General features: G+C 71.2%; 14 protein-coding genes. 4 read left to right on the plus strand and 10 right to left on the minus strand.

From position 1 onward, the window contains the following. The first annotated feature begins 6 nt into the window (after positions 1-6). Positions 7-1,110, plus strand: a complete 1,104-nt coding sequence (locus ABZS54_RS05335; protein WP_355531424.1) for a DUF6745 domain-containing protein — start codon at positions 7-9, stop codon at positions 1,108-1,110. 78 nt (positions 1,111-1,188) lie between these two features. Here ABZS54_RS05335 and ABZS54_RS05340 read toward each other — a convergent pair whose 3' ends face one another. The 8 genes from ABZS54_RS05340 to ABZS54_RS05375 all read right to left on the minus strand — a co-directional run bounded on the left by ABZS54_RS05340 (position 1,189) and on the right by ABZS54_RS05375 (position 13,258). Beyond that, positions 1,189-2,148, minus strand: coding sequence for a DUF1152 domain-containing protein (locus ABZS54_RS05340; protein ID WP_355531274.1), 960 nt, complete (start codon positions 2,146-2,148; stop codon positions 1,189-1,191). Between the two features lie 52 nt (positions 2,149-2,200). Then, entirely contained in the window at positions 2,201-3,763 is a 1,563-nt protein-coding gene (locus tag ABZS54_RS05345; protein ID WP_355531276.1) for an AMP-binding protein, read from the minus strand. 165 nt (positions 3,764-3,928) lie between these two features. Continuing rightward, on the minus strand, positions 3,929-5,158 hold the full coding sequence (locus tag ABZS54_RS05350) for an alpha/beta hydrolase-fold protein (protein WP_355531278.1): 1,230 nt from the start codon (positions 5,156-5,158) through the stop codon (positions 3,929-3,931). A gap of 257 nt (positions 5,159-5,415) precedes the next feature. After that, complete coding sequence (locus ABZS54_RS05355; RefSeq protein ID WP_355531280.1) at positions 5,416-6,582, minus strand: acyl-CoA dehydrogenase family protein; 1,167 nt, start codon at positions 6,580-6,582, stop codon at positions 5,416-5,418. 3 nt (positions 6,583-6,585) lie between these two features. Continuing rightward, entirely contained in the window at positions 6,586-8,358 is a 1,773-nt protein-coding gene (locus ABZS54_RS05360) for an acyclic terpene utilization AtuA family protein (RefSeq protein ID WP_355531282.1), read from the minus strand. Further along, complete coding sequence (locus tag ABZS54_RS05365) at positions 8,355-10,328, minus strand: biotin carboxylase N-terminal domain-containing protein (RefSeq protein WP_355531284.1); 1,974 nt, start codon at positions 10,326-10,328, stop codon at positions 8,355-8,357. The genes ABZS54_RS05360 and ABZS54_RS05365 overlap by 4 nt, the downstream gene beginning before the upstream one ends. Positions 10,329-10,427: 99 nt before the next feature. Next, positions 10,428-12,026 (minus strand): carboxyl transferase domain-containing protein, encoded by a 1,599-nt coding sequence (locus tag ABZS54_RS05370; RefSeq protein WP_355531286.1) that lies wholly within the window; start codon positions 12,024-12,026, stop codon positions 10,428-10,430. Positions 12,027-12,370: 344 nt separating this feature from the next. Continuing rightward, the gene (locus ABZS54_RS05375) at positions 12,371-13,258 is read right to left on the minus strand and encodes a hypothetical protein (protein ID WP_355531288.1); all 888 of its coding nucleotides are present in this window, start codon (positions 13,256-13,258) and stop codon (positions 12,371-12,373) included. Positions 13,259-13,479: 221 nt separating this feature from the next. Here ABZS54_RS05375 and ABZS54_RS05380 point away from each other — a divergent pair, with 221 nt between their 5' ends. Then, positions 13,480-14,172, plus strand: a complete 693-nt coding sequence (locus tag ABZS54_RS05380) for a nucleotidyltransferase domain-containing protein (protein ID WP_355531290.1) — start codon at positions 13,480-13,482, stop codon at positions 14,170-14,172. A gap of 202 nt (positions 14,173-14,374) precedes the next feature. After that, positions 14,375-14,974: a hypothetical protein gene (locus tag ABZS54_RS05385; protein WP_355531292.1), complete on the plus strand. Its 600-nt coding sequence runs from the start codon at positions 14,375-14,377 to the stop codon at positions 14,972-14,974. A gap of 66 nt (positions 14,975-15,040) precedes the next feature. Here the strand turns inward: ABZS54_RS05385 and ABZS54_RS05390 are convergent, their stop codons facing one another. Together ABZS54_RS05390 and ABZS54_RS05395 are read right to left on the minus strand one after the other, a co-directional pair. Then, the gene (locus tag ABZS54_RS05390) at positions 15,041-16,573 is read right to left on the minus strand and encodes an APC family permease (RefSeq protein WP_355531426.1); all 1,533 of its coding nucleotides are present in this window, start codon (positions 16,571-16,573) and stop codon (positions 15,041-15,043) included. A gap of 91 nt (positions 16,574-16,664) precedes the next feature. Next, entirely contained in the window at positions 16,665-17,357 is a 693-nt protein-coding gene (locus tag ABZS54_RS05395; protein ID WP_355531294.1) for a TetR/AcrR family transcriptional regulator, read from the minus strand. A 161-nt stretch (positions 17,358-17,518) separates the two neighbouring features. Between ABZS54_RS05395 and ABZS54_RS05400 the strand changes: the two genes are divergently transcribed. Continuing rightward, the gene (locus ABZS54_RS05400; RefSeq protein WP_355531296.1) at positions 17,519-18,697 is read left to right on the plus strand and encodes an FAD-dependent monooxygenase; all 1,179 of its coding nucleotides are present in this window, start codon (positions 17,519-17,521) and stop codon (positions 18,695-18,697) included. Positions 18,698-18,750: the final 53 nt, after the last annotated feature.

Consider the following 18,750-nt stretch of genomic DNA (forward strand, 5'->3'; position numbering starts at 1 on the left):
GCGCACGTGGCCGCCGCCACCGGGCCCGCCGATCGGCCCGCCGCCGAGGAGGCCATCCGGGCCGTGTATCGGGCCGCGGGGTTGCCCGAACCGGAGCGCGTGGTCTGGTACGACTCGCCGCTCGCGGCGGCGGTGGCCGCGGCCGTGGCGGCGGGCAGTTGCAAGCCCGCCGATCTGGCCGCCACCCGGCTGTCGGTGAAGGTGCCCGGCCGCCCGGGTCGACCCGTGCAGGAACGGCTCTGGAGCGGCCCCTGGACGGCCGCCAAGGCCGAGGCAACCGCCGCGCTGGGCAAGGCAGGCTGGGACCTCGCCTGGGCCGAGGGGGCCGAGCGGCTGTGGGAGCCCACCCGGCAGCTCACCGAGCGAATCCGCGAGGCCGTGCACTCCGGCGTCGGCGCGTGGGACCCCTCCGTGCGCACCCCCGCCTCCCGAAGCCGCTGGGACGTCGCGGACAAGGTCCGCGCGACCACGCACAGCGCCCTGGGCGGCCAGCACGACGCGGCCTGGCTCGCGGTCTTCGACGGGCTCAAGGAGCGCTTCCCGCAGTTCGACTTCCCGGTCCTGGCCGAACTCGGCGAGGTCGCCCGGCACGTCGGCTGGTGGTGGCCGTACGAGCGGGTCGTGCTGGTCAGCGAGCGGCCCACCACGATGCACCGCGACGACCAGTCGCGGCTGCACAACGGCGACGGCCCCGCGCTGACCTACGCCGACGGCTTCGCGCTGCACGCGTGGCGCGGCATGCCCGTACCGGCCGACTTCGTCGGCGGCCTCGGCCCCGGCGGCAGCCGGCTGACCGTGCGCGCGATCCACAACGAGGGCAACGCCGAGCTGCGCCGGGTGATGCTGGAGATCTACGGCTACGACCGCTACCTGCGCGAGGTCGGCGCCCAGCCGCTGGACCGGGACGAGACCGGCGTGTTGTGGGAGATCGAACTCGACGACGACGAACCGATCGTGATGGTCGAGGTGCTCAACTCCACCCCCGAACCGGACGGCAGCACCCGCACCTACTGGCTGCGCGTACCCCCGGACACCGAAACCGCCCGCGAGGGCGTGGCCTGGACGTTCGGCCTGAGCCCGGAGGACTACCGCCCACTGCACGAAACCTGACGCCCGATCACCACGGCCGCGCGGTCCGCCGGCGTGCCCGGCACCGCGGCCGGGGCCGAGGCCGCCCCCGCCCACCCCTCAGTGCGGAATCGCCTGCCGCGGCCGGGTGAACGCCAACTCGTCCCGGAAGTCCGCGATCCGCCGGGCGACGTCCCGGATGCTCTCGCTGCCCTCCAACCGGGACAGGTACAACGAGCGCTCGGCCAGCCCGACCAGATCGACGGTGAAGTACATGCTCATCAAGGGATTGATGAACAGCTCGCTGTTGCCCGTGCGTTCGGTGAAGTGCGCGTCGCCGAACCGCCCGTGCAGGGCCGAGGCGACCGACCCCTGCACGATGCTCGGCCGCAGCGGGGTGACCCGGTTCGCGTACGCCACCGCGTCCAGGAACAGCGCTCCCTCCCGCGATTCGCGCGGGATCGACAACGCGCCGAGGTAGTGCCCCTCCCGGGTCAGCGCCGCCAGGTTCTCCAGCACCTGCGCATGGCAGATGCCGTGGTAGGCGTCGATGCCGAAGCCGAGCGAGGCGACCAGCCGGATCGGCACCCGCACGCCGGCCACCGCGGCGAGGCTGGTCATGTCCTCCTCCGGGGTGCCCAACGACGCCTCGTCGCCGCGCATCAGGATGTCGGTGCCGCCGTCCACGAGCACGATCGCGTCCACGTCCAGGTCCTTGACCAGCCGCCGATACGCGGCCCGCAGCGGCACCACCCCGGTCTTCCCGAACGCATACACGGTGTCTGCGAAGCCGTTGCGGCCGAGCCAGGTCGCCAGTGTGCGCTCCGGGAAGTAGTCGTCGTTGCCCGGCGTGTCCGGCCGCACCGCAGCGAGTCCGGGCAACAGCCGACTCGACGACGGCAATCGATCCACGGTCACGAACGACAGGTTCGCGTAGTGCACCCGCTTGCCCTGCTCGGCCAGTGCCAGGCCCAGCGGCAGTCCGGAAAACACGTCGAAGCCACCACCCGCCCCGGCGATCAATACGGAGCGGGCATCCCGCAGGCGGGCGAAGACCGGAGGTTCGGCAAGGGTGAACACGCGCGGACCGTACCAAGGCGATCACGCCGTGCGTCAAGGTGATTCCCGGTGCTCAGGCCGAACCCGTCGCCGCCGCGCGGTATTCGTCGACGAGCAGCCGCTTGTACAGCTTTCCGGTCGGGTGCCGGGGCAACTCGGCGCGGAAGTCCACCGAGCGCGGGCATTTGTGGTGGGCGATCCGCGCCCGGCAGTAGGCGATCAGCTCGCGGGCCAACTCCGGTCCCGCCGCAGTGCCTTCGGCGGGCTGTACGACCGCCTTGACCTGTTCGCCCAGTTCCTCGTCCGGGACGCCGAACACCGCGACGTCGGCGATCGCCGGATGCAGCGCGAGCAGGTTCTCCACCTCCTGCGGGTAGATGTTCACCCCACCGCTGATGATCATGTGCGCTTGGCGATCCGTCAGATACAGGTAGCCGTCCGCGTCCAGGTGCCCGATGTCGCCGAGTGTGGTCCACCCCCGGCCCGCCGGGTCGCGGCCGGCCTCGGTCTTGTCCGGGTCGCCGTGATACGAGAACTGCGGCCCGTCGGCGAAGTAGACGATGCCCTCCTCGCCCACCGGCAGTTCGCGGCCCGCGCCGTCGCAGATGTGTGGCGTGCCCAGGATCGCCCGCCCCACCGTGCCCCGGTGCGCGAGCCATTCCTCGGGGGTGCAGCCGACGTAGCCGTTGCCCTCGGTACCGGCGTAGTACTCGTACAGCACCGGCCCCCACCAGTCCAGCATGCGTTCCTTGACGTCGGGCGGACACGGCGCGGCGGCGTGCACCGCGTAGCGCAGCGACGACAGGTCGTAGCGCTCGCGCACCTCGGCCGGCAGCTTGAGCATCCGGACGAACATCGTCGGCACCCACTGGCTGTGCGTCACCCGATGGCGCTCGATGGCGGCCAGCGCGGCCTCCGGATCGAAACGTTCCAGCACGACCACGGTGTGCCCGGCCCGCAGGAACTGCATGCAGTAGCGCAGCGGCGCCGCGTGGTAGAGCGGCGCGGGACACAGGTAGACGTCGCCGCCCTCGCCCGAGATGTCCATCCCGTAGAGCGCGCCGATCAGGTGGAACAGCGTCAGGGCCGGTCCGGTGCCCAGCAAGTGGTCCTCACGGTTGGGCAGTACGCCCTTGGGGCGACCGGTGGTGCCGGACGAGTAGAGCATGTCCGCGCCCTCGAACTCGGTGGCGATCGGCGTGCTCGGGCAGGTGCGGACCGCGACCTCGTACGGTTCGAATCCGGGGATCGCGCCGTCCAGCATCAGCCACCGCTCCACCCGGGGCGCCCGCTCACGGATGGCGCCCGCGAGGTCGGCCGTCGCCGCGGAGGAGACGAACACGCGGGCACCGCAGTTGTTCACGACGTAGGCCAGCTCGTCGGGGTGTAGTCGTACGCCGACCGGCGTGTAGATCAGGCCGGAACGTTGTGCGACCCACGTGAGCGCGAGGTAGAGCGGATGATTCTCCAACGCGATGGCGATGTGGTCCCCGGGGCGCAGCCCGGCGTCGTACAGCAGGTGCGCGAAGCGGTTGGACTCCGCATCCAGTTCGGCATAGCGGACGACCCGGCCGGTGCCGGCCATGATCACGGCGGGGCGGTCGGGATGCGCGGCGGCGATGACACCGGGATGCATGGGCGATCCTCGTCTCGGTGCGACGGTGTCCCGATCCCGAACCGGGCGCGGGCTCCCTGAGCTTCCGTTCGGATGGCGCCGCAGAAGTCTCGCACCGTACCCGGCCGTACTGAAGAGGTCGGCCGCGCCCGAGCCGGCGTACCCGGTTCGCCGCCGAGCACGCGCTCAGTGCAGCGGTCGCCCGCCCGCGAAGGCCGGCCCGCCTACCTCGCCGCCCGGTGCCGACGCCAACTCGCGTCCCAGCCACTCGAACGCGGCCGGCAGGCCCCTGGCCCAGGTGCCGAAGTTGTGCCCGCCGGACGGCTCTATCTGCACCTTCACGGTGTCCGTCGGCCGCAGCTTACGGGCGAACTCGCGGGCCTCCCGGGCCGTCTTGCCCTCGCCCTTGGCCGCGAACAGGTACATCCGAACCGGCGGCCTGCGCGTGTCGTCAATGGTGTGGAGCGGGCTGTTCGCTCGGCGCAGCGCGTCGTCGCCGCGGTACAGGTCGCCGGTGGTCACGTCGGTGATCGCCTTGAAGTAGCCGGAGAGACTGGCCGCCGCGGTGTAGCGGTCGGGGTGGCGCAGGGCCAGGTTCACCGAGCAGAAGCCGCCGGTGGAGTAGCCCAACAAACCCCACCCGGCGGGCGCGGGCGCGGTGCGGAAGTTGGCCGCTATGGCATCCGGCACGTCCTGGCCCAGGTAGGTGTCGGCGCGCGCGCCCCCGGGGGCGTCCACACACTCGCTGTCCCGGCCCGCGATCGGGTTCTGCGCCGCGATCACCACGATCGCCGGCGGCATCCGGCCCGATTCCATCAGCCCGGAAAGCATCTGGTGCACCTTCATCCGGCGCAGCCACGTGTCGGGGGTGCCCGGGAAGCCGGAGGTGAGCTGGATGACCGGGAAGCGGGTGCGGGCGTTGTCCGGGGTGAAGTAGGCAGCGGGCAAGTAGACGAAGGTGTCGAGCCGGTAGCCGGTGCGGGTGCCCTGGATGGTGGTGTTGACCAGCACGCCGTGTTTGGGATCCGCGCCGGGCCGGCGTGGGTGCCGGGTCCTGGGCTGGTCGGTCAGTGGGGGCTTGGTGACCATCAACGGCAGCCCGTTGCCGTTGTCGTCGGAGAACGGGACGGCCGGCCTGGGGTCGAGGTGCTTGACCTTGACGGTGGACACCGGCACGTCCGGCACCGGCGGCCCGTCCGCGATGTGCATCAGGTCGGACAGGGTCGAGTAGAAGTACATCTGCGCGTTGACCGCGGCCAGGATGGTGAAGGTGACCATGAGCTGGGTGAACAGCAGCGTGCAGATCCGGCGGGTGCGCTGGAGCGTGGGGCGGTTCCAGAACCAGATGGTGGCGAAGGCGGTGCCGGCCGTGGCGACCGCCATGCCTATGACGAACCACATGCTCGTGATGTCCACGTCCCACAAGGGGCGCCCCGCCGGCACTTGATCCACGCTCCCACTGCCTTCTTCGCCGAGCCCGACCGATGGCGCCGGTCCCGGCGAACACCCCGCGCAGTCGCGCCGGGAGCGGAGCAGCCTGCCCGTCTATTTTGTGCCAGGCCGCGTCCTGCCGCGTCGATCCCGAGTCCCGAACCGGGTCATTCACAAGTCGCACTCAGGTGCGCCGAGTCCTCCGTGGTCGTACAGGCGATGAGTACGCGCGTAGGGGGCGATCAGTACGATCGCGGCAACTCGAGTGTGTGCTGCGCCACATGATTGAGGATCATCTCCCGGCTCACCGGTGCGATCCGCAACGTCCGGGCCATGCCCCACAGGGGCACCAGACCGTAGTCGCGGCTCATGCCGTTGCCGCCGTGGGTCTGGATGGCGGCGTCCACCGCGTGGATGGCGGCCTCGGCGGCGGCGTACTTGGCCATGTTGGCGGCCTCTCCGGCGGCCTTGGCCATCGCCTCGCCCGCGTCGTGCAGCCAGGCCGCCCGGGCCGTCATCAGCGCGGCCAGCTCGACCTCGATCGCGGCCTCGGCGAGCGGGTGGGCGATCGCCTGGTGGGTGCCGATCGGGCGGCCCCACACCTCGCGGGTGCGGGCGTAGTCGGCGGCTCGGGCCAGCGCGTACCGGGCGATGCCCACGCCCAGCGCGGCACCGGTCACCCGTTCCGGGTTGAGGCCGTGGAAGACCTGGCGCAGTCCGTCGCCCTCGGTGCCGATCAACCGGTCGGCGCAGACCGGTACGTCGTCGAAGAAGAGCGTGAACTGCCGCTCGGGCGCCGAGCCTTCGATGGCCAGCGGGGTCGCGGTCAGGCGCGGGTCGGCGGCGTCGACCAGGAACAGCGAGAGCCGGCTGCGGCCGGAGCCGGGGTCGGTGCCGGTCCGGGCGACCACCAGGATCGCGTCGGCCTCGTCGACTCCGGAGATGAATTGCTTGGTGCCGCGCAACAACCAGCCGTCGCCGTCCCGGGTCGCCGTGGTGGCCAGGCGGTGGGTGTTGGAGCCGGCATCCGGCTCGGTGATCGCGAACACGATCTTGCCCCGGCCTGTCGCCAGGCGCGGCAGCCAGGTGCTCTTCTGCTCGGCGGTGCCGAACCGGGTGAGCACCTCGCCGGCGATCGCGCCGGAGACCAGGAGCAACAGCAGCGGGCAGCCGTGCGCGGCGACCTCCTCGCAGACGATCGCCAGCTCGACCAGACCGCCGCCGCCACCGCCGTACTCCTCGGGCAGATTGACGCCGATGTAGCCGTGCCTGCCCAGTGCCTGCCACAGCTCGGTGGTGGGTCGGCGGTCGCGGCTGTGTTCGGCGAAGTAGCCGGGGCCGAATCCGTCGGTGATCGCGCCCACCGCCGCGCGCAGGGCCCGGTGTTCGTCGCTCTCCCGGAAGTGCATGGCTCACCCGTCCAACAGCGTCGTGGGGATGTCGGTATGCCGGGACCGGATGTACTCGGCCAGGCCCTTCGCCTGTGGATCCGGGCGGGTGGAGGCCGCGACGCCTTCACCGAGCAGGCCGGTGATCACGAAGTTGACCGCGCGCAGGTTCGCCAGCACGTGGCGCTCGATCGGCAGCGCGGCGGCCTCCGGGAGCAGTTCGCGCAGCCGATCCACCGTCAGATGCCCGCGCAGCCAGCGGAATCCGGCGTCGTCGCGGGCCCACAGGCCCAGGTTGGCGTCGCCGCCCTTGTCGCCGGAGCGGGCGCCACAGACCAGCCCGAGCGGAACCCGGCGGGTCGGTCCTGCGGTACGAGCGGGTGCTTCCGGCGGGGATGTCGCATCGGGCAACGGCGCGGTGTGCTCGGGCGGCGCGATCGGGCGGGACGTGCCGTCGGGCAGCACCACGGTGTGCTCGACCTCGGTCGCCGGGATCCACGCGGCGCGAAAGACGCCGTAGGCGGTCTCGGCGGTGGGTGGGGTGGTGGTGTGAAAGCCCGGGTAGCCGGCCAGCGCGAGTTCGACGACCGCGCCGGAGAAGGCCCGGCCGACCTTGCCGGCGTCGGGGTCCTTGACGGTGATCCGCAGATGCGCGGTGGCCTGCTCGTTGGTCGGCGCGTCGGGTCGGTCGTAGCGCAGCAGCCGCACGTCCACCTCGGCGAACCGATCCCGGCCCCCGAGCGTGTCGAAGAGCATGCGTTCGGCGTGTGCGGCCTTGGTCTCGATGTCCAGGCCGGTCAGCACCATCGTCATGGTGTTGCGGTAGCCGCCGAGTTCGTTGACGGCGACCTTGAGGGTCGGCGGCGGCGGCAGCCCGCGCACGCCGCGGATCCGCACCCGGTCGGGACCCGCCGTGCCTAGCGTGATGGTGTCGAAGCGGGCCACCGCGTCGGGGTTGGCGTAGGCGGGTCCGGCGATCTCGTACAGGAGTTGCGCGGTGACCGTGCCGATCGACACCAGGCCGCCGGTGCCCGGGTGTTTGGTGATCACCGACGAACCGTCGGCGGCCACCTCCGCGATCGGGAAGCCGGGGCGGCGGGTGTCCAGCGCGAAGTCGTTCGTGCGGCCCGGGCGTTGCAGGCGCGGGAGGTCGCCGAAGAACGGGTAGTTGCCGCCGGTGGCCTGGGGGCCGCACTCGATCACGTGGCCCGCGACGATGGCGCCGGCGAGCCGGTCGTGGTCGGTGCGTCGCCAGCTGTGCCACCAGGCGGCGGGCCCGACCACCAGGGAGGCGTCGGTCACCCGTGGGCAGACCACGATGTCGGCGCCCTCGGCGAGCGCCTCGGCGATGCCCCAGCCGCCGAGATAGGCGTTGGCGGTCACCGCGCGCGGTCCCGCGTCGATCAGGTCCAGCACGTCGTCACCGGTCACGTAGGCGATCCGCGGGGCCAGCCCCAGGCGTTCCGCGCTCGCCCGCAGCCGCTCGGCCAGGCCCGCCGGGTTGAGTCCGCCGGCGTTGGAGACGATCCGGATGCCGCGGTCCAGGCACGTGCCCATGACCTGCTCCAGCTGGGCCACGAAGGTGCGCGCGTAGCCGGCGTCGGGGTCCTTGGCCCGGGCCTTCCACAGAATGGACATGGTCAGTTCGGCCAGGTAGTCGCCGGTGAGCACGTCGATCGGGCCGCCCTCGACCATCTCGCGCGCGGCGGCCCGGCGATCGCCGTAGAAGCCCGAGCAGTTCGCGATCCGGACCGGGCGACGGGCGGCGGGCGTAGTCTCGTTCCCGGTGTCGCTCATCCGGCCGCCTCCGCGTCAGCGGTCACGATCGCCAACACCGCGCCGGCGTCGACCGGTTCGCCGAGGCCGACCGGCAGTCGGCGAACGACGCCCGGGTGTGGTGCGGTCACCTCGTGCTCCATCTTCATCGCCTCCACGGCCAGCACGAGCTGTCCGGCCGCGACGTGGTCGCCCTCGGCGACCACGACCCGGACCACCGTGCCGGGCATCGTGGCCAGCAACGAACCGGCGGGTTCGGCCGCGGGTTCGGCCGGTTCCGGCAGCCGCGGCAGCTCCGTCAGCTCGCTCGCGCCCAGCGGGCTGTCCAGGTGGATCGTGTCGCCGACCCGATGTACCGAGACGGTGCGCCGCACGCCGTCCGCGGTCAGGTCCACCCGATCAGCGTGTGCGGCATGAACAACCAGGCCGGGCAGAGGCTTTCCGTCGATCGCGACCTGGTTCGGCAGGCGATAGGACACGACCGTGCGGCCGTTGGTGTCGTGTTCGTAGGTCACCTGCTGGTCCGCGCTGCGGACGTTGCGCCAGCCGCTCGGGATACCACCCAGGACGCGGGCCGCCGCGCGCCGTTCGGCCTGCCCGGCGAGCGCGGCAGCGGCGGCGTGGATCGCCGGTGCCGCCGGGTCACCGACGCACAGTTCGGCTGCGGGGTGCCGGTCCAGGAAGCCGGTGTCCGCGTCGCCGGCCATGAATTCGGGCGAGCGCAGGATGCCCACGAGCAGGTCGCGATTGGTGCGGACGCCGTGCAGCCGGGCCCGGGAGAGCGCGTGGGCGAGCCTGCGGCAGGCCTCGTCGCGGGTCGGGGCGTACGCGATCACCTTGGCCAGCAGCGCGTCGTAGTGCGGGCCGATCCGGCTGCCGTCGGTCACCCCGGTGTCCACCCGGATGCCGTCCCGCTCGGCGAGTTCGAAGCGGTGCAGCGTGCCGACCGAGGGTGCGTAGCCGCGGATCGGGTCCTCCGCGTACAGCCGGGCCTCGATCGCGTGGCCCGCGGCGACCGGTTCGGCGGGCAGCGGATGGCCCTGGGCAACCAGGAGTTGCAGCCGGACCAGGTCGAGGCCGGTGGTGAGTTCGGTGACCGGGTGCTCGACCTGGAGTCGGGTGTTGACCTCCAGAAGGTGGAACGCGCCGGCACGGTCGAGCACGAACTCCACGGTGCCCGCTCCGACATAGCCGATCGCCCGGCCGGCGGCCACCGCGGCCGCGCACAGCCGGGTGCGCAGCGCCGGGTCGACGGCCGGCGACGGGCTCTCCTCGATCAGCTTCTGGTGCCGGCGCTGGATCGAGCAGTCCCGCTCGAAGAGTGCGAGCACGTTCCGGTGGGTGTCCCCGAAGATCTGCACCTCGACGTGCCGGGGGCGCTCCACCAGTCGCTCCAGGAAAATGGTGTCGTTGCCGAACGCGGCACCGGCCTCGCGTCGGGCGGCGGCCACCGCCTCGGCCAGGGCAGCCTGTTCGCGCACGGTGCGCATGCCTCGGCCGCCGCCGCCGAAGGCGGCCTTGACCAGGAGCGGGAAGCCGATCCGGGCGGCGAGTTCGCGCGCGTCCCGGTCCTCGCGAACGATCCCGCCGGGCAGCACCGGCACGCCGGCGGCGCCGAGCAGTTCCTTCGCGGCGAGCTTGTCGCCCATCGCAGCGATGGTCTCCGGTGCGGGCCCCACGAAGACGAGCCCGGCGGCTTCGACGCGCCGGGCGAAGTCGGCGTTCTCGGACAGGAATCCGTAGCCCGGATGCACCGCATCGGCGCCGGTCGTGCGGGCCGCCTCGATCAGCAGGTCACCGCGCAGGTAGGTGTCCGCGGCGGCGTCGCCGGGCAGCCGCACCGCCTGATCGGCCGCCGCGACGTGCGGCGAGTCGGTGTCCGGATCGGCGTACACGGCCACGGTGTCGATGCCCATCGTGTGCGCGGTGCGGGCGATCCGGACCGCGATCTCGCCGCGGTTGGCGATCAACAGCCTGCGGATGAGCGGCATACGATCCCCTCGATGTGCGGGTTCCGGGTTCGGTGCGGGGCGCGTGCGCGCCGGGTCGGGTCCCGGGCGGCCGGGTGCCCGCGGTGCTTTCGGGCGGCGTCACATCCGGAAGACCCCGTATCCGGTGGTGCCCGCGACCGGTGCCGAGTGGGCCGCGGACAGCGCGATGCCGAGCACGGTACGGGTGTCGCGCGGATCGATCACACCATCGTCGTACAGCCGCGCGGTGACGAAGAAGGCGTGTGATTCGCGCTCGATCTGCGCCTCGATAGCGCCGCGCCGCAGTTCGTCCACCTCCTCGTCGAAGGCGATCCCGCGCGCCGCGGCGGCCTGTCGGCCGACGATGGACAACACGCCGGCCAGTTGCGCGGCGCCCATCACCGCGAGCTTGGCGGTCGGCCAGGCGAACAGCAGCCGCGGGTCGAAGGCGCGGCCCGACATGCCGTAGTTGCCGGCGCCGAAGGACGCCCCGATGTTCAGGGTCAGGTGCGGCACGGTCGAGTTGGTCACCGCGTTGATCATCTTGGCGCCGTCCTTGACGATGCCGCCCTGCTCGTAGGCGGTGCCCACCATGTAGCCGGTGGTGTTCTGTAGGAACAACAGCGGGGTGTCCGAGCGATTCGCCAACTGGATGAACTCCGCGGCCTTGCGCGACTCCTCGCCGAACAGCACACCGCGCGCGTTGGCCAACACCCCGACCGGGAAGCCGTGCACCGATGCCCACCCGGTGACCAGGCTGGTCCCGTAACCGGGCTTGTACTCGCCGAACCGCGAACCGTCCACCACCCGGGCCAGCACCTCGCGCGGATCGAAGGGGACACGCAGGTCCGCCGAGACCAGGCCGAGCACCTCGTCGATGTCGTACAGCGGCTCGTCCGCCGGGTGGGTCGGCCCGGGGCCGTGCTTGCGCCAGTTCAGCTCGGCCACGATCCGCCGCCCGATCCGCAGGCAGTCGTACTCGTCCACGGCGTAGTGGTCGGCCAGACCGGACACCCGCGCGTGCATGGCGGCCCCGCCCAGTTCCTCGTCGTCGGCCTCCTCGCCGGTGGCCATCCGCACCAGCGGTGGGCCGCCCAGGAACACCTTGGCCTGCCCCGCGACGAGCACCGAATGGTCACACAGGCCCGGGATGTACGCGCCGCCCGCCGTCGAGTTGCCGAACACCAGGGCAATGGTGGGAATGCCCAGTGCGGACAGCTCGGTCAGGTCGTGGAAGACCCGCCCGCCGGGCACGAACAGCTCGGCCTGGGTCGGCAGATCGGCGCCGCCGGACTCGACCAGGCTGATCACGGGCAGCCGGTTGCGGCGGGCGATCTCCAGCGCGCGCAGGTTTTTGCGCAGCGCGTACGGGTTGAGCGAACCACCGCGCACCGTCGGGTCGTTGGCGATCAACACGCACTCCACGCCGGCGACCGGGCCGATGCCGGTGACCAGGCCCGCACCGACGGTGAACTCGGTGCCCCACGCGGCGAGCGAGGACAGTTCGAGGAAGGGCGCGTCCTGGTCGAGCAGCAGCTCGATGCGCTGACGCGCGGTCAGCCGGCCCCGCGCCAGGTGCCGTTGGACGTAGCGCTCGCCGCCGCCGGCGCGGGCCAGGTCGAGCTGTTCGTGCAGCGCCGCGAGCGCGGCGAGTTGCGTCGAGCGGTTGTCCCGGTAGGTGTCCGACCGGGGGTCGAGCCGGGAACGAAGAACGGGCACGAGCTCGCCTCCTCGCCTGACGAAGCATGTCGACGTGTGTCGATGTCTGTCGAAGGCAACTTCCGGATGTTAACGGCCGGTCACTTGGCTGCGGAAGGGTCGGCGCGCTACGACGATCGACGGCGCGAAGGGGCCTGGGCATGTGCGAAGTGGGCTGATCGGGTGACGGCGGGAGGTTGTCGCGGTTGATCGTCGTCGGCCATGCGGCCCTCCGAGCGGGGCGGGGTGAGCGTCGGGCATCGCTCAGGTACCCCGCTTTCCGGGAAAACACGGCACCGACGCGGGCCCGGGATGCCGGAGCCGCGTCGGTGTCGGGTCGGGGTCGCCGTTTGTCGCTGTACGGGTCAGCCCTGGTGGTGACCGTGGTGCCCGTGATGGCCCGCGTGCGGGTCGACGGCCTGGGACTGCCCGTGCCCGCCGGCCGGCGCCGCGGGCTTGTCGGCCTCGACGGTGAACTCGGCGGTCCGCACCACCCCGCCGTGCTTGAAGTCGAGGAAGAACCGGTAGGTGCCGACGCTGGGCAGCTCGGTGTGAAAGGCGATCTCCGGGCCGGCCGGGGTGACCCCGTCGCCGGGCGCGCCGCCCGGGTGCACGTGCAGGTAGGCGAGGTCGCCCTCGCGCAGCACCACGAGGTGGCCGAACGCGGCGAGGTAGGGCTCCAGGTCGGTGACGGGCCGGCCGTCCCGGGCGACCGTGAGGGTGATGTGCGCACCCTGTCCGGCGGCCGGCTCACCGGCCAGGGTCACCGTGTAGCCGTCCACCTCGGCGGTCGGGGCGGGCGCGGGCAGCGGCACCGGGCGAAAGTCGCCGGCCACGTGGACGTCCGCGGCGAGGGTGAGCGGGGTGCCGGTCGCGGCCGGGGCGAAGTCGGTGAAGACCCGGTACGTGCCTGCCCGGTCGAAAGTCAGCTCCTGGGTCCAGACGCCGTCCTCGCCGAGCACCGGGTGCACGTGCCGGAAGCCGCTCAGGTCGCGACGGACCACGATCAGGTGCAGGTCCTTGTCGTGCTGCGGTAGGTATTCGCGCACCGGGGCTCCGTCGGGACCGTCGATGCGGAACGCGAAGGTGCCGGCGGGGGCGGCGACCGGGACCAGCGTGTAGCCGTCACGCGAGACCTGGAGGCCCTCGGGGGTGGTGGGGGCGGCGTGGACGGTCATGGCGATCTCCCGAGCATCGAGCGATGTGGCCGAGCGGGCCCGGTCGGGCCGCTCGGTGGCCCTGGTGGCGGCCACATCCGAAATCTATACCCCCATGGGGTATATGCAAAGGGAGTCGGAAGTGATCGGGACCACTCGACGCCGCCGCCGGCGGTCCGGGGCGTCGCCCCGGCCCACGCGCCGACCCGCCGGGCCCGACGGCCCGGCCACACGGGAAAACGGGATTCGCATCGCACGCGGGATGTCGGATACTGCGGGATCGGCGGCAGGATCACGGGGAAGCGGGGATCGGCGAGATGCGCACATTGCTGATGGGAGTGGTCGGCTCGACCGCCTACGGGCTGGCCACGGCGGAGTCGGACGAGGACCTGCTCGGGGTGTACATCGCCGACTCGCGCGAAGTTCTCGGGCTGAACGGCGCCAACGTGACCAGCGGCTCCCAGGTGACCACGAAGCCCGATGTGACGATGCACGAACTGGGCAAGTACTGCGGCCTGGCGCTCAAGTGCAACCCGACGATCACCGAGTTGCTCTGGCTCCCCGAGTACCGGGTCGAGACCGAGGCCGGGCGCCGACTCCGCGCGCTGCGTAACGCGTTCCTGTCCACGGAGTACGTACGGAACGCGTACGGCGGCTATGCCGTCCAGCAAGCCAAGCGGCTGCTGGGCCGGCACGAGGCGGGCAAGGAAGGGTTCTCCGCCGACACGGCCAAGCGCACCGCCAAGCACGGCCGGCACTGCCTGCGGCTGCTGCTTCAGGCGCAACAGCTGCTGCGCACCGGCGAATTGCTTCTCGATGTGAGCGCCCACCGCGAGGACCTGTTCGCCGTGGGCCGACTGGCCGCCGAGGACCCCGAGGCATTCACGCTGCGCTTCGAACAGGAGAAGGCCGCTCTCGACGCGATCGACTCGGTCCTCCCCGACCACCCCGACCGCGAAGCCGTCGACACCCTGGTCATCGACCTCCGTTTGGCCGCACTCGCGAGTTGACCCCACCCCCACCCGGCACCTCGGGCGGGTGCGACGCCGCACCGGCCGGCGCGCAGCGGCCTCGCCGGACCGGCGTCGGTAGGGAAAGGTTTCCTCTCCGGCGAAATCTCGGCTGCCCATGTCGTTCGAACACCTGTAGGTTGTGCGCTTCCGGCGGACAGATACGCCAACGCTCCGTATCCCTGGGGGGATCCCGCACGTCATGACCATGCCGTTCCAGAACGAGACACAGCTGATCATCCGCCAGAACTTCCGCCCGATCGTGAACCAGTACGTGGTGCACCTGGTCGGTCCGGACGGGCAACACGGGCCGGTGATCGCGTTCGCGCAGCAAAAGCGCGGCAAGCTCAAGGAAGAGGTCATCCTCTACACGGATGACACCAAGACCACCGAACTCGCCCGGTTCAAGGCGCGCCAGATGCTCGACATCCGCGCACAGCACGACGTGACCGGCATCGAGGGCAGCAACCTCGGCATGTTCTCGAAGGACTTCAAGAAGTCCCTCCTGCGCTCCACCTGGAACCTCGAACGCCCGGACGCACCCAAGGCGGTGGGCCAGGAGCGCAGCCTGTTCGGCGCGATCCTGCGCCGCGTGTGGGGCTTCATACCCGTGGTCGGTGACTGGTTGCCGGCCCCGACCTACCACTTCGACTTCGTCGACGAGGGCGGCAACGCGGTGCTGACCGTCGAGCGGCAGATGAAGCTGCGCGACCAGTACCTGGTGAAGCTGCCCGACTCGACGATGGACCGCCGCCTGGCGATCTGCGTCGCGGTCGCGATGGACGCGATCCAGAACCGCTAACCGCTCAGGCCAGGGTCGACCGGTCGCGCACACATCCCCGTGGCGTGCGCGACCGGTGACGATGCCTCAGTCCCCGTCCGGCACCAGCACCGGTGTGTCCCGCTTGAGGATCTCGCCCCGGAAGAACGCCGGACTCACGATCCGACGGATCTCCATCAGTACCGCGCCGAGCACCAACAGGCCGACGCCGATGATGAACACGCTGCCCACCCCGGCCACCCGGTTGCCGTCGCCGTAGTTCGGGTCGGCCACGTCCACCAGCGTCTTCATGAAGATCGCGCCCAGCATCAGGCCGCCGAGCGCCGGCATGACGCCCTTGACCATCAGGTCGTGGAGGCTGCGCGAGAGGTCCTTGCGGAAGTACCACACGCAGGAGAACGCGGTCAGCGAGTAGTAGAAGCAGATCATCAGGCCGAGTGCGTAGATCGTGTCGGTGAGCACGTTCTCCGACAGGACCGTCATGATCGTATAGAAAGCGCCGGTCGCGACCCCGGCCGAGACGGTCGCGAAGCCCGGCGTCTTGAACGTGGGATGCACACGCGAGAACACCTTGGGCACCGCCTCGTACGCGCTCATCGACAGCAGCGTGCGGGCGACCGGAATGAAGGTGGTCTGCAAGCTGGCGACCGAGCTGGCGAGCACCGCGATGAACATCAGGATGCCCAGGCCCGAACCCATCACCGGGTCGGCCAGTTTCGCGAAGATGTTGTCGTCCTCGTCGTTGTTCAGGCCCACCCCGGTGGTTCCGGTACCCGCGTACATCAGCGTGGCGACGCCGGTCATCAGGTAGGCCACCACGATGAACAGCACCGAGATGATCGCGGCCCGACCCGGGACCTTGGGGCCGCCGGCGGTCTCCTCGTTGATGCTCAGGGCCGTGTCCCAACCCCAGTACATGAAGATCGACAACGACAGACCCGCGGTCAGCGCGGTGAAGCCGCCGTCGATGCCGAACGGGTTGAACCAGCCCCACGAGAACGGGATCGACGTGGGCACGTCGCCGGCCGTGGCCTTGCCGATCGCCATCACGATGAACAACGCGAGCACCGCGAGTTGCAGTGCCACGAGCACGTACTGGACCCGCTTGGTCACCGTCATGCCGCGATAGCTGATCGCGGTGGCGATCGCGATGAAGACCAGACACGTGGGCACGTGCACCAGCTTGTTGTCGTCCAGGTCCTTGACCCAGTCGCTGTTGAACGCCTCGCCGAGCGCGAGATAGAAGAACGACGTGCCGATACCGGCCAGGTTGGACAACACGATGACGGTTGCCATCACCAGGCCCCAGCCGCACATCCAGCCCACCCGCGGGCCGAACGCCTTGACCGTCCAGGTGAACGAGGTGCCCGCGTCCGGCACCGCCTTGCTGAGCTCGCGGTACGCGAAGGCGACGAGCAACATCGGGACGAAGCCGACCAGGAAGATCGCCGGAGCGTGAGTGCCGACCTTGTTGACCGTGGGTCCGAGCGCGCCGGTGAGGGTGTACACCGGTGCCACCGTGGAGATGGCGACGACCACGCTCCCCAGCAGGCCGATGGAGTTTCGGTTCAGCCCCTTGTCCTTGAGATCGGACTCCGGGAGGTAGTGCGACTCTCCCACCCGGTGGTGCCCATCGCCCTTTTGGCGTACGTGCTCATTTCTCACAAGCGAACAGACTAAGTCAGGATGAAACGACTTTTGACCAAGGGGGTCACGAACGATCCGGTGAGTCGCCCATGTCACTCGTTGGGGCATTTCCGAAGGGCCGACCGGGGGGCCGAGGGGCCGAACCGGCGAGCATCCCGGACAGGATTTCGGTGACCCCGACCCGGATGTCGGCCCGCGACGGCGGCGTCGCCCAGCCCGAACCGGCGATCGAGTCGAACATCACCCCTTCGCACCACGCGACCAGGAAACGGCCGTGCCGCTCGGGCGCGGACGAGCCGAGGGCGGCGAGCATGCCCACCGCCGCACCCCGGAACATCGCGCCCGCCTCGTCGTACACCGCGCGCAGCTCGGACCGGCGGGTCGCCTCCAGGGCCAGTTCGTAGCGGGCGATCTTCTGGTCCCGCCCATCCCGAATCGCGGCGTCCACGATCGCCGCGACCAGATCGGCGATGCCCGCGGAGTCGCTCGGCAGGGCGGGGGGCGACTCTCCGTCGGCCAACGCCGGGGCGAACTCACCCGCCTCCAGGACGGTCATCCGCGCGAGCGCCACCTCCAGGAGCGCGGCGCGCGTGCGCGCGTAGTACGAGGTGGATCCGGGCGGCAGGCCCGCGCCCTCGTCGACGGCGCGATGGGTCAGGCCGCGCATGCCGCGCTCGACGAGCAGGCGGATCGCGGTGTCGCCGATCAGGACGAGGCGGTCCGGACGGTCGGGGCTGGTGCGCTTCGCGGTGGTCACACGGCCAGCCTGCCATGTCGCTACGCCTGTAGAGGCCTTTTCTCTACAGCTATAGAGATTCATCCACTACAGCCGTAGAGAAATCACCGCTACAGCTGTAGAGTCAGTGCCACGCCCTCTACACCTGTAGCGGACGCCAAAGCATCGATACCGGGGGAACCATGACCATCACCAAGCCCGAAGCGATCGTCGTCGGCGCCGGCCCCGGCGGGCTCACCGCCGCGACCGCCCTGCACCGCAAGGGCTGGTCGGTGGTGGTCCTGGAACGCGCCGCCACCCTGGAGCCGATCGGCTCGGCCATCGCCGTCGCGCCGAACGGGCTGCGCGCGCTGGACGCCATCGGCGCGGGCGAGCCGCTCCGCGGGTTGGCCGCGATCCGAGGCGCCGCGACGCTGCGACGGCCGGACGGGCGGGTGCTCGCGCCCACCAGCGGCGAGGCGTTCGTCGAGCGTTTCGGCGAACCGATGGTGCTGGCGCCTCGGGCCGAGCTGATGCGGGTGCTGCTCGCGGGCCTGCCGGCGGACGCGCTGCGCACCGGGACGACGGTGTCGAGCGTGCTGCCGGGCAAAGCGAACCGCCGCGCGTCGGTGACCACCACGACCGGCGAGACGCTGACCGCCGACCTCGTGGTCGGCGCCGACGGGATCCGCTCGCCGATCCGACAGGCGCTCTTCCCCGAGCACCCCGGCCCGCGCTACGCCGGATTCACCACGTGGCGCGCGATCGTGCCGGCGACCGAGATCGTGCCGGGCGAGACGTGGGGCCGCGGCCTGGTCTTCGGCGCGATGCCGCTGGCCGACGGCCGGGTCTACTGGTACGCGACCGCGAACCGCCCGGCCGGTGTCGTGCACGGCGACGAACGGGCCGAACTGCTGCGCCTGTACCGGGACTTCCACGCACCGATCAGCCAACTGATCGAGGCCGCGACACCGGAGCAGATCCTGCACCTGGACGTGCACGAGATGGCCGATCCGCTGCCCGCGCACCATCGCGGACGGGTCGTGCTGATCGGCGACGCGGCGCACGCGATGACCCCCAACCTGGGTCAGGGCGGCAATCAGGCGTTGGAGGACGCGATCGAACTCGCCGACGTGCTCACCGGCGTGGCCGCCTCCGGGGTGGTCGATGCGCTGCCGGGGTACACCGCGCGGCGGCTGGCGCACACCTCGGAGGTGGTGCGGAAGTCGCGCCGGCTGGGGGCGATGGCGCAGTGGGAGGGTCGGGGCGCGGTGGCGATCCGGAACGGACTCCTGAGGGTCGCCGGGCGGTTGGCGCCGGATGCGGCCCTGCGGCCGTTGGACTCGATCCTGAGTTGGCGCCCGCCGGCCGGTTCGGCCTGAACCTTCGGCGGGCTGCGCGGTTCCGCCCGCACGGGATGCGTCGTACATTCCGT

Source organism: Embleya sp. NPDC005575 (genome assembly GCF_040605455.1).
In the GTDB taxonomy this organism is placed as follows: Bacteria; Actinomycetota; Actinomycetes; order Streptomycetales; family Streptomycetaceae; genus Embleya.

Excerpts from the sequence above, each read along its gene's own strand:
- ABZS54_RS05365 (WP_355531284.1), bottom strand. The coding sequence starts at position 10,328 with ATGCCGCTCATCCGCAGGCTGTTGATCGCCAACCGCGGCGAGATCGCG.
- ABZS54_RS05360 (WP_355531282.1), bottom strand. The coding sequence starts at position 8,358 with ATGAGCGACACCGGGAACGAGACTACGCCCGCCGCCCGTCGCCCGGTC.
- ABZS54_RS05385 (WP_355531292.1), top strand. The coding sequence starts at position 14,375 with ATGACCATGCCGTTCCAGAACGAGACACAGCTGATCATCCGCCAGAAC.
- ABZS54_RS05355 (WP_355531280.1), bottom strand. The coding sequence starts at position 6,582 with ATGCACTTCCGGGAGAGCGACGAACACCGGGCCCTGCGCGCGGCGGTG.
- ABZS54_RS05345 (WP_355531276.1), bottom strand. The coding sequence starts at position 3,763 with ATGCATCCCGGTGTCATCGCCGCCGCGCATCCCGACCGCCCCGCCGTG.
- ABZS54_RS05380 (WP_355531290.1), top strand. The coding sequence starts at position 13,480 with ATGCGCACATTGCTGATGGGAGTGGTCGGCTCGACCGCCTACGGGCTG.
- ABZS54_RS05400 (WP_355531296.1), top strand. The coding sequence starts at position 17,519 with ATGACCATCACCAAGCCCGAAGCGATCGTCGTCGGCGCCGGCCCCGGC.